A 15637-nucleotide genomic window follows, 5' to 3' on the forward strand; every position below is an offset into this window, starting at 1 on the left:
CGAATGAGCCCTTTGGACGCTTTCTGGCATCTCGCCAATCTGTTCGCCCCCGCGTGGGGCCTGGCGGCGCTGCTCGCGCTGGCGATCAAGGGGCTGTGGCGACGGGAAACCAGGTCGCTGGCCTGGCGGCGGCTGTGGACCTGGGGCGGCGCGGGCGGCAGCCTGGCCCTCGTCGCGGCACTGGCCCTGCTGGGGCGCGACGGCAAGATGGCCGGCTATGCCCTGCTGCTGGCCGGCGTGGCGCTGCCCCAGTGGTGGCTGCTCAGCTTCAGGCGCTGAGCACCTCTTCCGCCGTCACCACCTCGCCACGCAGCGAGTGGGCGAACGCCGTCGTGATGCGCACATCGACGAGCTGGTTCATCAGCCGTGGGGCGCCCTGGAAGTTCACGATGCGGTTGCATTCCGTGCGCCCCATCAGCTCCGTCGCGTCCTTGCGGGAAGTGCCGGTGACCAGCACCTTCTCGACCCGCCCGACCATGCCCTGCGAGATCGTCAGCGCATGCGCCTCGATGGCGCCCTGCAGTTCCTGCAGGCGCTTCACCTTGGTCTCGTAAGGCGTCGTGTCCTCCAGCGCCGCGGCCGGCGTGCCGGGGCGCGGGCTGAAGATGAAGCTGAAGCTGGCGTCGAAGCCGACGTCGTGCACCAGCTTCATCAGCTTGGCGTGGTCGTCCTCGGTCTCGCCGGGGAACCCGACGATGAAGTCGCTGGCCAGTCGCAGGTCCGGGCGGACGGCGCGCAGCTTGCGCACGATGCTCTTGAACTCCAGCGCCGTGTAGCCGCGCTTCATGGCCATCAGGATGCGGTCGCTGCCGTGCTGCACGGGCAGGTGCAGGTGGTTCACGAGCTGCGGCACCTTGCCGTAGGCCTCGATCAGGCGCGGGCTGAACTCGTTGGGGTGGCTGGTGGTGAAGCGCAGCCGGCGGATGCCGGGGATCTCGGCCACGTACTCCAGCAGCAGGGCGAGGTCGGCGTGCTCGGTCGTGTCGCCCATCCTGCCGCGGTAGGCATTGACGTTCTGGCCCAGCAGGTTGATCTCCATGACGCCCTGGTCGGCCAGGCCGGCGATCTCGGTCAGCACGTCGTCGAAGGGCCGCGAGACCTCTTCGCCGCGGGTGTAGGGCACCACGCAGTAGCTGCAGTACTTGGAGCAGCCTTCCATGATGGACACGAAGGCCGACGCGCCCTCGACCTTGGCCGGCGGCAGGTGGTCGAACTTCTCGATCTCGGGGAAGGAGATGTCCACCTGCGGGCGGCGCTGCTCGCGGCGGGCCTCCAGCATCTGCGGCAGGCGGTGCAGGGTCTGCGGGCCGAAGACGACGTCCACGTAGGGCGCGCGCTCGATGATGGCCGCCCCCTCCTGGCTGGCCACGCAGCCGCCCACGCCGATCATCACGCCCTTGGCCTTGAGGTGCTTCACGCGACCGAGGTCGCTGAACACCTTCTCCTGCGCCTTCTCGCGCACCGAGCAGGTGTTGAAGAGGATCAGGTCGGCCTGCTCGGGGTCGTCGGTGGGCGTGTAGCCCTTGGCGGCCTCGAGCACGTCGGCCATCTTGTCCGAGTCGTACTCGTTCATCTGGCAGCCGAAGGTCTTGATGTAGACCTTCTTGCCCGTGGTCTCGGCGCCGCTCATGGCTTGCTCCAGGTCTGGTTGCCCGGGTTGAACTGCCAGCTCGCCGACTCGGCCGGCGTGCGCGGCCAGAGCTTGTTCTCGCGCTCGGCGGCGTTGAGCACCCAGACGTCCATGATGAGCCCACTGCTCTCGACCGTGTAGTGCACGAGGAGCTTCTGCCCTGTGAGGCCCGCCGGCGGCACCCACAGGTTGTCCTCGTTCTTCACGCGGGCGCCGGGCGCCAGGCGGGCCGGCTGGCCGTTGAGCTGCACGTCGGGGAACTGCGTCACGACGAGTTCGCCGCGCAGCGCGGTGGCGGGGAAGAAGCGGTGGGTTTGCGCCTGGGCGACGACGCAACTGGCCGCCAAGGCCAGCGAAAGTGCACAGCGGTACATGGTATGTGTCCAGTGGCTGCGGATGAAGACCGGCGCACGACGGGCCGGCGCAAAGACAAACGGCCCGAGGAGTGCTCGGGCCGTTCGGATTTTGGTGGCGCTTCAGGGATTCGAACCCCGGACCTGCGGATTATGATTCCGTCCCGAAGCACCGCATTGCGCCACATTGTACCGCTATATCAACGGCTTAGACGCGATGCGCCCAGTCCCGTAGGTGGGTACACCGCGATGCCGTTGACACTACGTTGACAACCTGAATTCAGGCTGCTCCGGCCCCAAGCTCGAAACGTAGAGGCGTGCCCAGCGCAACACTGGCGCGAGCAAGCGTCGCAAGGGTCACGCTGGTGTCGCTTTCGTCCAGGAGCCGATTCACCACCATCCGACTGGTGTGCATCCGTGCTGCCATCTCGGTCTTGCTGACCTTCTGAGCCTTCATCGCTTGGGCGAACTGCCACGCGATTACCCGCTTCACGGCAGCGGCGGTCACTTCCTCGTGCATGCCTTCCTCTTTGAGGAAGTCGTCAAAGTTGCTACCAATGTGCTTGGTCATGGTGCTCTCCTACAGCTTCTTGAGCCGGTTCCTGGCTGTCTTCAACTCGTTGTCGGGGGTCTTTTGGGCTTTCTTGACAAAGCCGTGCAACAGAACCATCTGACCGTCCCTCACGGTGAAAAGGACGCGGGCAATGCCATCGGCGATGTCACAGCGAACTTCCCACAAACCAGGTTCCATCTTGCGGACCAACGGCATGCCCAAGGGCCATCCGTACTGGACCGTCTTGATGTCGGTGCCAATGGCCTTTCGATCCTCGACCGTGAGTTCACGAAGCCAGTCGCGGACAGGTTCACTGCCTGAATCTGCGCGGTAGAAAGCGACGGTAAGGATCGGCTCACCCATCCCGGGAATGTACCAAATTAGATACGTTCGCGCAAGATCACCTGAACGGTACGAGCTTGTTCAGCATCGAGCCCGTTGGCTGCGAGCAGCTCGGGGTGACCAAACTGTTACCGGGCGTGCGGTCCGAACACATCTATGCGAGATGCCGCAAGCCATCAGCCCGAATGAAAGCGCTGCTGCAAGGGCAGGGCTTCGAGACGGTCGACGTGTCCACAGCAGGCACGACCACACTGGAGCTTCGCCGTTGACACTTGGTTGACGCTGAAAGCGAAAGAGCCCGCACTCGGCGGGCTCTCTTCTAGTCCAATTGCTTGATGCAAAAAGACTTTGTTTGGTGGCGCTTCAGGGATTCGAACCCCGGACCTGCGGATTATGATTCCGTCGCTCTAACCGGCTGAGCTAAAGCGCCTGAGCCGGCCATTCTAAGCGAAGTTTTCGAGGCTGCGCAAGACCTGCCCGCGTTTTACAGCGCGGGCTCGCGCAGATAGGACTGCAGCGGCTGGCCGGGCAGCTGCTTCAGGCCCCGCACGACCTGGGTGGCGTTGAAGACGGCCCCCGCGTCGTTGGTGTGGGTGCGGGCGTCGGCGAAGTAACCGTCCACCTGGGCGGCTCCGACGGCGCGGTAGGCCTCGGTCACGAACATCGTGAGGTCGATGAACTGGGCGCCGTTCTCGCGCGCGGCCTGCTCGCCCCAGGCCGCGTAGTTCTCGAAGTCGCGGGGTTGGCCGGCCTGCCAGCGGTCCTTGTGCGGGATGGGCGACAGCACGACGACGCTGACGCCCTTGACGCGCGCGTCGGCGATGTAGCGCTTGAGGTACCAGCCGAAGCTCTGCACCGTTTCCTTGCTGCCGTCAGGGCGGGTGTCCTCCACCGTGTCGTCGCCGATGCCCGGCACCGAGCCGCGGTTCTTGCCGGCGGGGTCGCCGATGCGGGCGCCGTCGTTGTGGCCGAACTGGATCAGCAGCGTGTCGCCCGGCTTGAGCTGCTGCAGCACCGCGGCCCAGCGGCCCTCGGTGAAGAAGGTGCGGCTGCTACGCCCGCCGATGGCGTCGTTGACGATGTTGATGCGGCGGATGTCGAAGAAGGCGGCCAGGCGCTCGCCCCAGCCCCAGGCGCCGTTCTGGCCGCCGCTGCGCACCGTGGAGTCGCCGATCAGCACGAGGCTGGGCAGGGCAGGGTCGCGCGGCGCTTCGACCTTGACCTTGCGGGCGTCGGCTACGGGCCGGTCGTCCGCGCCGTCCGGCGTGAAGCGGCGCGTGTAGAAGGCATCGGGCAGCACCTTGGCCTGGATCAGGCCGGCGACGACGAGCTGGGCGTTCAAGGTGGCGCCGGCCAGGTTGGTGTGCACCGTCTCCTCGGGTGTGCCGCGCGGGAAGAGTCCGTCCACGGCCGCCTTGCCGAGCGCCTCGTAGCGCCGCGCGCCCCATTCGTTGAGGTCGATGAAGGCCACGCCTTCCTGACGCGCCACTTCAGCGGCCCAGGCGGCGTAGTTGGCGCCGGCTCGCTGCACCTTCAGGCCGTCGGCTTCCCACCGCTTGCGGATCACCGGCGAGCACACCACCGGCGTGGCGCCGGCCGCGCGGATCTCGGCGATGTAGCCGCGCAGGTAGCCGCCGTAGGTGTAGACCGTCTCGTGCTGGCCGGTGAGCAGGTTGTCGATCTCCTCGCTCTCGGGGCCGGTGCCGCGCAGCACGCCGCGGGCGCGGCTGGCGTCGTTGACGGGGCTGGCGTCGTTGTGGCCGAACTGCATCAGCACCCAGTCGCCCTTCTTGATGAAGGCCTGGGTGCGCGCCCAGTGGCCGCTGGTGCGGTAGGTGCGGCTGGACAGGCCGCCCACGGCGCGGTTGACGAGGTTGACCCGGTTCGCGTCGAAGTAGTCCGCGATCGGACGGCCCCAACCCCACTGCCCGTCGGCGCCCTTGCCTTGGCCGTCGTCATGGCCGTTGCGCACCGTGGAGTCGCCGATGAGGATGATGGATGGCAGCTCGGGCCGGGCCGGCTCGGGCAGGGTCACCTGGGCGCGGGCGGGATCGGTGCTGGCGGTGAAGGGCTGGGCCTGCGCGGCGGCGACGGCCAGCAGCGAGAGCACGGCGGCGACGCTGCGGCGGGTGAGGGCGCGATTCATGGCGCGGATGCTAGGAGCACGGCGGGCCGGGACGGCGCAAGTTCTTGAGCGATTGGCGGGCGGCCAGGGCGCGCCGGGCGAGGTCTCCTAGAGTCGCGGCCACCCCGCTACCGGTGCCCGCCATGCTGCTTCGCCAGACCTTCCTCCTGCTTGCCCTGATCGTGGCCGTGGTGCCGGCCCAGGCCCAGATCGGCCGCCGCTTCCCGTCGGAGAAGCGCGTCGTGGCCGACCCTGTCACCGGCACGCCGCTGACTTTCCTGACCACCCAGCCGCACGGCGACTCCAAGATCTACCCCAGCCACCCGCAGTGGACGGCCGATGGCCAGTGGCTGGTGTTCCGCTCCGCGCGCGTCAAGGGCGAGGCCATGGCGGTCAACGAGGCCAGCGGCGACATCGTGCAGGTCACCGAGGGCGGCTACGACGGCATGCTCAACCTCGCCCAGTCCGGGGGCAATCGCCTGTACTTCCTGCGGCCGGACAAGGGCGGGGCGCCCAAGGCCATGCAGGCCATCGAGGTGGACCTGGACCGCGTCTTCGCCGACAGCCAGGCCGGCCGCATGAAGCCGGCCGCCAGCTACCAGCGCGTCATCGGCGTGCTGCCGCCGGAACTGGAGGCCGTGGGCGACAACGCGCTGGACGCCGACGGCCAGTGGTTCTGCTTCCGCATCACCGGCAAGGCCTACGCCGCGGCGCACCTGCCTGCCGGCACCAAGATCGAGCCGCCCTTCGGCCCCCGCGGCATGGGGGCGGGCCCGCACGCCATCGGCAAGATCAACGTGAAGACGGGCGAGATCCGCCACGTCGTCTCCGTGCCCTTCCAGATCGGCCACATCCAGTCCAACCTCTGGAACCCCGGCGAGCTCGTCTTCAGCTGGGAGACGGGCGGCAAGTCGCCGCAACGGACCTGGACGGTGCGCGGCGACGGCAGCGGCCTGCGGCCCCTCTATCCCGAGGCGCCCTACGAATGGGTCACGCACGAGGCCGTCATCGGCAAGGACGAGGTGGCCTTCGCGCTGATGGGCCACCGCGCCATCCCCGGCGTCGCCGACCCCGGCCGCGCCGCCGGCACCGGCGTGGAGGGCGCCAACCCCGGCCAGGACGCCGCCTGGGGCGATGCCGGCACGCGCGAGAAGCCTACCGGCCTGGCCATCGTCAACCTGCGCAGCCGGGAGGTGAGCCTCGTGGGACAGACGCCCTCGGGCAGTGGCCTGTGGCATGTGCATGGCTCGCCGGACGGGCGCTTCGCGGTGGGCGACGACTTCAGCCGCAGCCTCTACCTGATCGACCGCCGCACGCACGAGATGATGTTGCTGACCACCGGCCACAAGGCGACGGCGCGCGACCACGTGCACCCCACCTTCAGCCCCGACGGCCGCAAGATCGAGATTCAATCCGCCATGCTGGCCGCCGACGGCCGCGAGATGAATATCTGCATCGTGCCGGTGCCGCAGGCCTGGCTGGACCGCCGGCCTTGAATATATTGAATCCACCGTTATTTGCGTGCCGGTATTCCGGGCCGAATATGGATATTCGGTCCGGCGCCGGCCGAGGTTGATTCCAGGCCGGTGCTCGATGTTTTCCTGGCGCGCGCTCCCTGCTGCGCTGCAGCGTGGCGGCCCGATAGCCAAAGCCGCCATCGGCAACCCCTGGCGATATCTTCCAGGCCAGGGTTCGATCAGGCACTTGATCGAAACACGAGCCGTCCAAGGGTTTTCGCGGAGTTCAACTGATCAAGCCCGTGATTCTTTGCTGGCTTGTGAACCTGAGGTGAATCAGGCCCCTAGACTGTCTCCCGGCAAATAAGAAACGAGCCGTTTCTGCTCTTCCCGGTCGATATTCTGGAGACAAATAAAATGCTGCTGAAAAGTATTCAAGCTGGGGCACCGGTGCTGCGTGGGTCGCCGCTGGCGTTGGCGGTTTCGGCCGCCCTGGCCACGCTGGCCGCCTCGGCCCAGGTCCAGGCCCAGCAGGCGCCCGCCGCGCCTGCTGCAGCCGCATCGGCTCCCGCCGCCAAGGCGGAGGCCGCCAAGTCCGAAGCCAAGGGCGGCAACCAGCTGGAGACGGTGATCGTCACCGGCATCCGCCGCTCCATCCAGAGCGCCATCGACCGCAAGCGCAACGCCTCGACGGTGCAGGACAGCATCGTCGCCGAGGACATCGACCAGTTCCCCGACAAGAACGTCGGCGAGGCGCTGTCCCGCATCACCGGCGTGCAGCTGTCGCGTGAGTTCGGCGAGGGCTCGCAGGTCTCCATCCGCGGCGTCGAGCCCGACCTGAACCGCGTCGAGATCAACGGCATGTCGGTGCTCAACACCAGCGGCACCGGCGGCCGCGGTGCCGAGCTGCGCGAGCTGGCCTCGGAGCTGATCGCCTCCATCGACGTCGTCAAGGGCGTGCTGCCCAACGTGACCGAAGGCGGCGTCGGCGGCACCGTGCGCATCAACACCCGCAAGCCGCTGGACTTCACCAAGCCCACGCTGGCCCTGAGCCTGGCGGGCGAGTCGGCCTCGCTGCGCGGCGGCGTGCAGCCGCGCCTGTCGGTGCTGGCCGCCGACAAGTTCCTCGACGGCAAGCTCGGCCTGATGGCCAACATCGTCTACGACCGCGTCTACACCCGCGGCGACTTCGCCCGCAACACCGGCTGGACCTATCTGCGCGACTGGGACAACTCCGCCGACAAGACCCGCATCAGCCTGGACCCGGCGGCCGCGGCCGTCACCACACAGGCCGGCTGCAACGTCCTGACCGGCGCCAGCAAGACGGCATGCCAGCAGCAGTGGTACGACTACGCGCCCAACACGCCGCGCGTGGGCATCTGGACGCGCGACCACAAGCGCTCCTCCGCCGAGCTGACGGCGCAGTACAAGTTCTCGAGCCACTTCGACGCCGAGATCAGCTACGAGGCCAACAACCAGAACCAGCGCCTGAACGACCGCAACTACGGCACCAGCTTCGGCAACAACGCCAACAACTCGACGTCGCTGAACGCCGCCCACCAGCGCCTGGCCACGGCCGCTGGCGGCAAGGCCCCGGTCTACAACGCCGACGGCACCATCAAGACGGCGGGCAGCTGCGGCGCCGTGTCCACCAGCGCGACGCCGGCCGGAATGACCTTCGACAACCACGTGGTCACCGGCTACACCGTCGGCGACTGCATGTACAGCGAGTCCAACAGCACCGGCCCGCTGGGCGGCTACAACGCCTTCAGCACCTCGGCGCGCGACTTCAAGCTCGACATCAACTCCCGCTACCTGCGCACCGGCGCCCGCTACCGCGACGACCTCTGGCTCATCGAAGGCATGGCCGGCGCCTCCAAGGCCGACTACGAGAACCTGACCAACAACATCTCGCTGGCCATGAGCGCGCCCGGGCTCAAGGTCGCGCTGGACGACCAGCACCTGCCCCACTTCACGTTCCCGGCGGGCTACGACCCGGCGGACCCCAGCTCCTACTACCGCGCCGACATCCAGTTCCGCCCCAGCATCACCAACGATTCGGAGAACACCGGCAAGCTGGACTTCCAGCGCGCCATCACCGAGATCCCGATGCTCAGCCGCCTGTGGTTCGGCGGCCAGACGACGACCAAGCACTCCAAGCAGTACGGCGGCGGCCAGCGCGTCGTCAGCAACGGCGCGACGACGTCCACCGCGGACGACATCGTCACCATGGCCGGCAACGTCAACGGCGCCATCGTCTACGACCGCCAGGCCCCGGCCATCGCGCCGGCCACCACCAACCTCTACGCCAACCCCTCCAACTACACCAAGTACGTCGGCAAGGCCACGATGGCCTCGCTGGCCCAGGCCGTGCTGCAGCCCACCGGCGGCAGCGGCTTCTTCTCGGGCTACGGCGGCGTGTCGGGTTATCCGTCGGGCTGGCTCTCGCCCAACTACGACGTCGCGACCCAGTCCTTCGACACCAGCCTCTTCAACTTCGACCACATCTACAACTCGCCGGCCGCCGACGGCAAGACCTATCCGCAGCTGCCGGCCTTCGACATCCGCGAGAACGTCAATGCCGGCTACCTGCGGCTGGACTACGACACCGAACTGCTGGGCTTCCCCATCGAGGGCAACTTCGGCGCGCGCTACGCCCGCACCCACGTCAAGGCCACCGGCACCAACAACCAGAAGATCGCCGTCTGGAACCCCAGCACGTCCAAGTTCGACGTGTCGGGCAACGCCACCGACATCCTGACCCTGGACAAGACCTACAGCGACGTGCTGCCGAGCTTCAACATCTCGACGACGGCGCTGGACGGCAACCTCGTGGTGCGCGGCGGCTGGGGCAAGGTCATGGCCCGGCCCAACCTGTCGCAGATCGCGCCCAACGTGACCTGCACCCTCGGCCAGGGCACCGACACCGCGCACGGCGGCGACGGCGTAGACGACTGCACCGCCGGCAACCCCGGCCTCAAGCCCTACCGCGCGACCAAGTACGACCTGAGCGTCGAGTACTACCCCAACAAGGGCGACCAGTTCAGCGTCGGCCTGTTCCGCAACGACATCAAGTCCTATGTGCTGCCGGCCCGGGTCATCTTCCCCGCCATCGACTTCTACGGCGACGGCCACCTCTACGACGTGACCATGTGGGCCAACGGCGAGGGCGCCATCACCCAGGGCGTGGAGCTGGCCGCGCGCAAGGCGCTGACCTTCCTGCCAGGCTGGCTGAGCGGCTTCGGCGTGGACCTGAACTACACCTTCATGGACTTCAAGTACCGCGCCGGCAAGGAGTTGATCAACCCGCTGGACAACTCCATCCTGCCGTATCCGGGCATGTCCAAGAACGCCTACAACGTCGGCCTGTGGTACGACCAGGGCATGGTCAACGCGCGCCTGGCCTACCACTTCCGCGACAAGTACTACACCGGCGGCAACGACGTGACGGGCAACCCCAACTTCCGCGACAAGACCGCCTACCTCGATGCCAAGCTGCAGCTGCGCTTCACGCCCAACTTCACGGTGTCGCTGGAGGGCAAGAACCTGACCAACCAGGCCGAGCTCACCTACGCCGGCGACCTGAGCCGGCCCAACGAGCTGGCCTGGTCGGGCCGCCGCTACTACGTGACCATGGGCTACAAGTTCTGAGCTGTCTCCGGGGGCGGGCCGACCGCCCCTGTTGCGCAGGCTTGCGCGTGCCGGCCCCGTCGGGGCCGTCTTTTTTTCGTGAGTTGCCGATGAACCTCCTGCGACCTCTGCTGAGCGCCCTAGCCGCACTCGCCATGGCGGCCGGCGCCGCCCAGGCCCAGCCCAAGGCGATGGAAAGGCTGGACCGCGGCCTGGTCGCGATGCGGGCCGGCGAGGGCGTCTTCCTGAGCTGGCGGCTGCTGGGCACCGAGCCGGCCGCCGTGCGCTTCAACGTCTACCGCGACGGCAGGCGGCTGACGCCCCAACCGCAGGCACTCACCAGCTTCACCGACGGCCAGGGCCGCGCGGACAGCCTCTACACCGTGAGCGCCGTCGTTGCCGGCCGCGAGCTGCCGGCCGAGGCGGCCGTCTCGCCCTGGGCCCAGCCTTATCTGCGCCTGCCGCTGCAAAAGCCCGCCGGCGGCGTCACGCCCGACGGCGTGGCCTACACCTACGAGGCCAACGACGGCTCGGCCGCCGACCTCGACGGCGACGGCCGGTACGAACTCATCGTCAAGTGGCAGCCCACCAATGCCCACGACAACTCACAGCGCGGCTACACCGGCCCCACGCTGCTGGACGCCTACCGGCTCGACGGCACGCGGCTGTGGCGCATCGACCTGGGCCGCAACATCCGCGCCGGTGCCCACTACACCAGCTTCCTCGCCTACGACTTCGACGGCGACGGCCGCGCCGAAGTGATGATGAAGACCGCTGACGGCACGGTCGACGGCACCGGCAAGCCCATCGGCGACGCCGGGGCCGACCACCGCAACGGGGCCGGCTATGTGCTGGCCGGCCCCGAGTTCCTGACCGTCTTCGACGGCCGCACGGGCGCCGCCCTCGCGACCGCGCCCTACGTGCCCGCCCGCGGCAACGTGGCCGCCTGGGGCGATGCCTACGGCAACCGCGTCGACCGCTTCCTGGCCGGCGTGGCCTACCTCGACGGCCAGCGGCCCAGCGCCGTGTTCTCGCGCGGCTACTACACCCGCGCCGTGCTGGCGGCCTGGGACTGGCGCGGCGGGCGGCTGACCCAGCGCTGGGTGTTCGACAGCGACCGCGACGCCGCCAGCCGGCCCGCGGCCGGGCAGGGCGCGCACTGGTTCTCCGTGGCCGACGTGGACGGCGACGGCCGCGACGACATCGTCTACGGCGCCGCCACCATCGGCAGCGACGGCCGGCTGCTCTACAGCGCCGGCCTGTGCCACGGCGACGCCCTGCACGTCGGCCACCTCGACCCCTCGCGCGAGGGCCAGCAGGTCTTCATGGTCCACGAGACGCCGCGCTGCTACGGCGCCCACGGCCTGGAGATGCACGACGCGGCGACCGGCAGGGTGCTGTGGAGCCTGCCGGGCCAGAACCACGACGTCGGCCGCGGCGTCTGCATGGACATCGACCCGGCCTACCCCGGCGAGGAATGCTGGGGCGCCGTCGGCGGGCTGATGAGCGCATCCGGCAAGCTCATCAGCGAGCGCCATCCCGAGCGCATGAACTTCGCGGTCTGGTGGGACGGCGACCTGCTGCGTGAATCCCTGGACGGCACCGCCATCGAGAAATGGAACCCGGCCGCCTTCCGGTTCGAGAAGCTGCTCGACGGCAAGCCTTTCGGCGCTGCCGCCAACAACGGCACCAAGGCCACGCCCGTGCTGTCGGCCGACCTCTTCGGCGACTGGCGCGAGGAGGTCGTCTGGCGCAACCAAGACAGCACTGCCCTGCTCGTCTTCAGCACGCCCCACCCGACGCCTTACCGCCTGGTCACGCTGATGCACGACCCGCAGTACCGCGTGCAGGTGGCCGCGCAAAACGCCGGCTACAACCAGCCGCCGCACCCCGGCTTCCATCTCGGCCACGGCATGAAGCCGCCGACGCCGGCGGCCATCGTCGCGCCGTGAAATCCCTTGCCTTGCTGCAGGCGGCGATCGCCGCCTGCGCAAGCGTCGAGCCCGCGCCCCGGCCGCTCTCCCCCGATCCCGTGCTTGACGGTGCGGCCGACACCACCCGCCGCAGCGCGCCGTTGCCGCCGCCGCATTTGCGGGCGGCCTTCAGGTCGCGGTGATGCGGGTGCTGCTGCTCGCCTGGCTGTGCGCGCTGGCCGTTGCAGCGCATGCGGGGCTGACCGTCGGCGTCAAGGCCGCGCCGGGCAGTCTGCCGCTCGACGGCGCCGTCATCGTCGCGGCGCCGGATGCCGACCCGCTCGAGGCTTTCGTCGCCAGGGATCTCGCCGCCGACCTGAAACGGCTGGGCTTGCGCACCGCCGCCAAGGGACCGGTGCAGATCTGGGTCGGCACCGCCGGCCGCCATCCCCTCATCGACGCCTCGGGCCTGGACCTCGGCAGGCTCAAGGGCTGCTGGGAGTGCTTCGAGATCGCGGTGCTGCGCAACCCCAGGCCTGGCGTGAAGCAGGCCCTCGTCATCGTCGGCGCCGACCACCGCGGCACGGCCTACGGCGTCTACACGCTGAGCCGGGCCCTGGGCGTGTCGCCCTGGGTCTGGTGGGCCGACATGGCGCCGCTCAGGCGCGGCCCTCTGCACGTCAGCGGCTCGCTGCACGACGGACCGGCGGTGAAGTACCGCGGCCTCTTCATCAACGACGAGGACTGGGGCCTGCAGCCCTGGGCCGCACGCACCTTCGAGCCCGAGGCGGGCACCATCGGCCCGCGCACCTACGAGCAGGTCTTCCGCCTGCTGCTGCGCCTGAAGGCCAACACGCTGTGGCCGGCCATGCACCCGGTCTCCGGCGCCTTCAACGCCGACCCGCGCAACGCGGAACTCGCCCAGCGCTACGGCATCGTCATGGGGTCGTCCCACGCCGAGCCCATGCTGCGCAACAACGTGTCGGAGTGGAGGGCGCCGCACGAGCAGTACAACTACGGCACCCATCCGGAGCTGGTGCGCGACTACTGGGCCGAGCGGCTGAAGACCCATGGCCGCTACGAGAACCTCTACACCCTGGGCATGCGCGGCATCCACGACAGCGGCATGCAGGGCGGCGGCACCGCGGCCGAGAAGCAGGCCCTGATGAACCGGCTGCTGGCCGACCAGCGCGAGCTGATCCGCCAGCACGTGGGCGACCCGGCGAGCGCGCCGCAGGTCTTCGTGCCCTACAAGGAGGTGCTGCCGCTGCTGCCCGGGTTGGCGCTGCCCGACGACGTGACCCTGGTCTGGCCCGACGACAACTTCGGCTATCTCCGCCAGCTCCCCGACGCCGCTCAGGCGAAGCGTTCGGGCGGCTCGGGCGTCTACTACCACCTGAGCTACCTCGGCGCGCCGCTGTCCTACCTGTGGCTGAGCACGACGCCGCCGGCCCTCGTCGCCGAGGAGATGGGCCGCGCCTTCGACGCCGGCGCGCAGCGGCTGTGGATGGCCAACGCGGGTGACATCAAGCCGCACGAGGTCAACCTCAGCCACTGGTTCGACCTGGCCTGGAACCCGGCCGCCGTGCGGGCGCAGGGACAGGGCGGCTATCTGCGCGAACTGGCGCAGCGGCTGTTCGGTGTCGAAGAAGTCGCCGACCTCTGGGATGGCTACTACCGCGTCAACTTCGAGCGCCGGCCCGAGCATCTGCAGTACCACCTGCCCGGCGAGCGCGTGAAGCGCAGCGGCCTCGCGCCGGGCGAGGTCGCGCAGCGCCTGGGCCGCTTCGCCGGCCTGCTCGCGCGGCTCGACGCGGTCCGGCCGCGCATGGCGCCGGCGCAGCGCGACGGCTTCTTCCAGCTCGTCGAATACCCGCTGCGGGCCTCGGCCCTGGCCAACGAACGCTTCTTCGCGCTGGAGCGCTACGCCGCGACGCTGGAGCGTGACCCGGCTGCCGCCCGTGCCATCGCCGCCCAGGCCGTGCGCGCCGACCAGCGGCTCAAGGCCCTGACCGCGCGCTATAACGCCGGCCGCTGGGCCGGCATCCTGGCCGAGGAGCCGGCCGATGGGCTGTGGACCAGCTACCGGCAGCAGGCTCCGCTGCTGCCCGCGCCGGGGCTGGGCGGCAGCGCGCCGGATGCGCTGCGCGACCTCGCCACGGCGGCGGCCGACCTCGCCCCGCCTGCATCCGCCGAAGTCGTCGCACCGCGGCTGCGCATCGGCGCCGCCGAGGGTTGGCGCCGGGTTCCCGGCCTGGGCCGCGGCGACGGTGTGCTGAGCGCCGCCCAGCCCGGCGCCACGCTCGAACTGGCCGCCGACGCCAGCGTCGATCCCCACTGCCTGCGCGTCCACGTGCTGCCCAGCTACCCGCGCGAGGCGGGCCAGCCCTGGCGCGCCGAATTGCTCGTCGACGGACAGGCCCATGCCCTCGCCTGGCCGCGCGGCGCCCAGGACGCCGCCTGGGCCCAGGGCGTGCTGGCCAACCGCTTGACGGCGACACTCACGCTGCCCGCCCTCCGCGCGGGCCCGCTGCGCCTCGTTGCAGGCCAGCCCGAACTGATGTTCGACGGTGCCGACCTGCAGCCCGGACCCTGTCGCCCCTGAAACCCCCGATCAAGCCATTCCAGCCTCAACCATGAAGCTCGTTTCCCTCATGCTTGCCGCACTGCTTGCCACTTCGGCCCAGGCGCAGAACCCGCTGAACCTGGGCAAGGACCTGCGCACCGCCGACCCCTCCGGCCACGTCTGGCCCGACGGCAAGATGTGGCTCTACACCTCGCACGACGAGGAATGCCAGGCCGACTTCCACATGAAGGACTGGTACGCCTTCTCGTCCACCGACCTCGTCAACTGGACCAGCCACGGCGCCGTGCTGGCCGTGAAGGACCTCAAGTGGGCCGACGACTACGCCTGGGCGCCCGACGCGGCCTACAAGAACGGCAGGTACTACCTCGTCTTCCCGGCCGGCACCGGCGTGAAGGACCGCCAGAACCCCAGGAACAGCACCAAGTGGATGGGCATCGGCATCGCCGAGAGCGACAACCCTGCCGGCCCCTTCAAGGACATGATCGGCGCGCCGCTGTGGCGCAAGCCCTATGCCAACGATCCCGCGCTCTTCATCGACGACGACGGCCGCGCCTATCTCTACAGCCGCACCTCGGGCGTGAACTACCTCGTGGCCGAGATGGCCGACGACATGCGCTCCATCAAGGGCGAGCTGCAGAAGATGGACATGGGCGGCTACGAGCCACCGATGGAAGGCCCGTGGGTGTTCAAGCGCAATGGCCTGTACTACTTCACGATGCCCGAGCGCAACCGCATCCTGACCTACTACACGGCCACCTCGCCCAAGGGGCCGTGGAAGTACCAGGGCGTCATCATGGACGCCGAGGGCGGCAACAACCACCACTCCATCGTGCAGTACAGGAGCCAGTGGATCCTGTTCTATCACCGCTGGCTGGACGTGCCCGGCGCGGCCTGCGCGAAGAAGCAGCGGCATGTGGCGGCGGAGTACCTGCACTTCAACGAGGACGGAACGATCCGCAAGATCGAGCGGACGAACGCGGGCGTGGGCGATTTTTCGGGGCGGGCAGCACCTGGCACTGCGGCAGGCGTGACAAGGTAGTCCGCACC

12 protein-coding genes and 2 tRNA genes are annotated in these 15637 nt (G+C 69.0%); 7 read left to right on the plus strand and 7 right to left on the minus strand.

All coding sequences use genetic code 11. From position 1 onward, the window contains the following. Positions 1-3: 3 nt before the first annotated feature. Positions 4-279, plus strand: a complete 276-nt coding sequence (locus LXT12_RS10410) for a hypothetical protein (protein ID WP_233391715.1) — start codon at positions 4-6, stop codon at positions 277-279. Here LXT12_RS10410 and miaB read toward each other — a convergent pair. From miaB to LXT12_RS10445, 7 genes are all read right to left on the minus strand, one after another. Further along, a complete protein-coding gene (gene miaB, locus LXT12_RS10415; RefSeq protein ID WP_233391717.1) occupies positions 269-1630 on the minus strand; it encodes a tRNA (N6-isopentenyl adenosine(37)-C2)-methylthiotransferase MiaB in 1362 nt (453 codons plus the stop codon). The genes LXT12_RS10410 and miaB overlap by 11 nt on opposite strands. Beyond that, a complete protein-coding gene (locus tag LXT12_RS10420) occupies positions 1627-2004 on the minus strand; it encodes a hypothetical protein (RefSeq protein WP_233391719.1) in 378 nt (125 codons plus the stop codon). Before LXT12_RS10420 ends, miaB begins: the two co-directional genes overlap by 4 nt. A 92-nt stretch (positions 2005-2096) precedes the next feature. Beyond that, positions 2097-2167: transfer RNA gene (locus tag LXT12_RS10425), tRNA-Ser, on the minus strand. 96 nt (positions 2168-2263) lie between these two features. Next, positions 2264-2554, minus strand: coding sequence for a helix-turn-helix domain-containing protein (locus tag LXT12_RS10430; protein WP_233391722.1), 291 nt, complete (start codon positions 2552-2554; stop codon positions 2264-2266). A 9-nt stretch (positions 2555-2563) separates the two neighbouring features. Next, positions 2564-2899 (minus strand): type II toxin-antitoxin system RelE/ParE family toxin, encoded by a 336-nt coding sequence (locus LXT12_RS10435; RefSeq protein WP_233391724.1) that lies wholly within the window; start codon positions 2897-2899, stop codon positions 2564-2566. Positions 2900-3231: 332 nt separating this feature from the next. Then, positions 3232-3308, minus strand: a tRNA-Met gene (locus LXT12_RS10440). Between the two features lie 54 nt (positions 3309-3362). Continuing rightward, positions 3363-5024 carry a rhamnogalacturonan acetylesterase gene (locus tag LXT12_RS10445; RefSeq protein WP_233391726.1) on the minus strand — a complete coding sequence of 554 codons (1662 nt, stop codon included), beginning with the start codon at positions 5022-5024 and terminating at the stop codon, positions 3363-3365. A 122-nt stretch (positions 5025-5146) separates the two neighbouring features. Between LXT12_RS10445 and LXT12_RS10450 the strand changes: the two genes are divergently transcribed. The 6 genes from LXT12_RS10450 (at position 5147) to LXT12_RS10475 (ending at position 15629) form a co-directional block, all read left to right on the plus strand. After that, positions 5147-6499: a TolB-like translocation protein gene (locus LXT12_RS10450; protein WP_233391728.1), complete on the plus strand. Its 1353-nt coding sequence runs from the start codon at positions 5147-5149 to the stop codon at positions 6497-6499. 378 nt (positions 6500-6877) lie between these two features. After that, on the plus strand, positions 6878-10111 hold the full coding sequence (locus LXT12_RS10455; protein WP_233391730.1) for a TonB-dependent receptor: 3234 nt from the start codon (positions 6878-6880) through the stop codon (positions 10109-10111). An 89-nt stretch (positions 10112-10200) separates the two neighbouring features. Continuing rightward, the gene (locus LXT12_RS10460) at positions 10201-12042 is read left to right on the plus strand and encodes a rhamnogalacturonan lyase (RefSeq protein WP_233391731.1); all 1842 of its coding nucleotides are present in this window, start codon (positions 10201-10203) and stop codon (positions 12040-12042) included. Continuing rightward, on the plus strand, positions 12039-12206 hold the full coding sequence (locus LXT12_RS10465) for a hypothetical protein (protein WP_233391733.1): 168 nt from the start codon (positions 12039-12041) through the stop codon (positions 12204-12206). The genes LXT12_RS10460 and LXT12_RS10465 overlap by 4 nt, the downstream gene beginning before the upstream one ends. Beyond that, positions 12206-14608 (plus strand): glycosyl hydrolase 115 family protein, encoded by a 2403-nt coding sequence (locus LXT12_RS10470; protein WP_233391735.1) that lies wholly within the window; start codon positions 12206-12208, stop codon positions 14606-14608. The genes LXT12_RS10465 and LXT12_RS10470 overlap by 1 nt, the downstream gene beginning before the upstream one ends. Positions 14609-14639: 31 nt before the next feature. Beyond that, a complete protein-coding gene (locus tag LXT12_RS10475) occupies positions 14640-15629 on the plus strand; it encodes a family 43 glycosylhydrolase (protein WP_233391737.1) in 990 nt (329 codons plus the stop codon). The last annotated feature ends 8 nt before the right edge of the window (positions 15630-15637 follow it).

This window comes from Pelomonas caseinilytica, from assembly GCF_021353235.1.
GTDB lineage: Bacteria > Pseudomonadota > Gammaproteobacteria > Burkholderiales > Burkholderiaceae_C > Pelomonas > Pelomonas caseinilytica.

Bases quoted from the DNA above. Each gene is read 5' to 3' on its own strand.
- miaB (WP_233391717.1), bottom strand. From the start codon at position 1,630: ATGAGCGGCGCCGAGACCACGGGCAAGAAGGTCTACATCAAGACCTTC.
- LXT12_RS10460 (WP_233391731.1), top strand. From the start codon at position 10,201: ATGAACCTCCTGCGACCTCTGCTGAGCGCCCTAGCCGCACTCGCCATG.
- LXT12_RS10450 (WP_233391728.1), top strand. From the start codon at position 5,147: ATGCTGCTTCGCCAGACCTTCCTCCTGCTTGCCCTGATCGTGGCCGTG.
- LXT12_RS10420 (WP_233391719.1), bottom strand. From the start codon at position 2,004: ATGTACCGCTGTGCACTTTCGCTGGCCTTGGCGGCCAGTTGCGTCGTC.
- LXT12_RS10445 (WP_233391726.1), bottom strand. From the start codon at position 5,024: ATGAATCGCGCCCTCACCCGCCGCAGCGTCGCCGCCGTGCTCTCGCTG.
- LXT12_RS10435 (WP_233391724.1), bottom strand. From the start codon at position 2,899: ATGGGTGAGCCGATCCTTACCGTCGCTTTCTACCGCGCAGATTCAGGC.
- LXT12_RS10430 (WP_233391722.1), bottom strand. From the start codon at position 2,554: ATGACCAAGCACATTGGTAGCAACTTTGACGACTTCCTCAAAGAGGAA.
- LXT12_RS10410 (WP_233391715.1), top strand. From the start codon at position 4: ATGAGCCCTTTGGACGCTTTCTGGCATCTCGCCAATCTGTTCGCCCCC.
- LXT12_RS10475 (WP_233391737.1), top strand. From the start codon at position 14,640: ATGAAGCTCGTTTCCCTCATGCTTGCCGCACTGCTTGCCACTTCGGCC.
- LXT12_RS10455 (WP_233391730.1), top strand. From the start codon at position 6,878: ATGCTGCTGAAAAGTATTCAAGCTGGGGCACCGGTGCTGCGTGGGTCG.
- LXT12_RS10470 (WP_233391735.1), top strand. From the start codon at position 12,206: ATGCGGGTGCTGCTGCTCGCCTGGCTGTGCGCGCTGGCCGTTGCAGCG.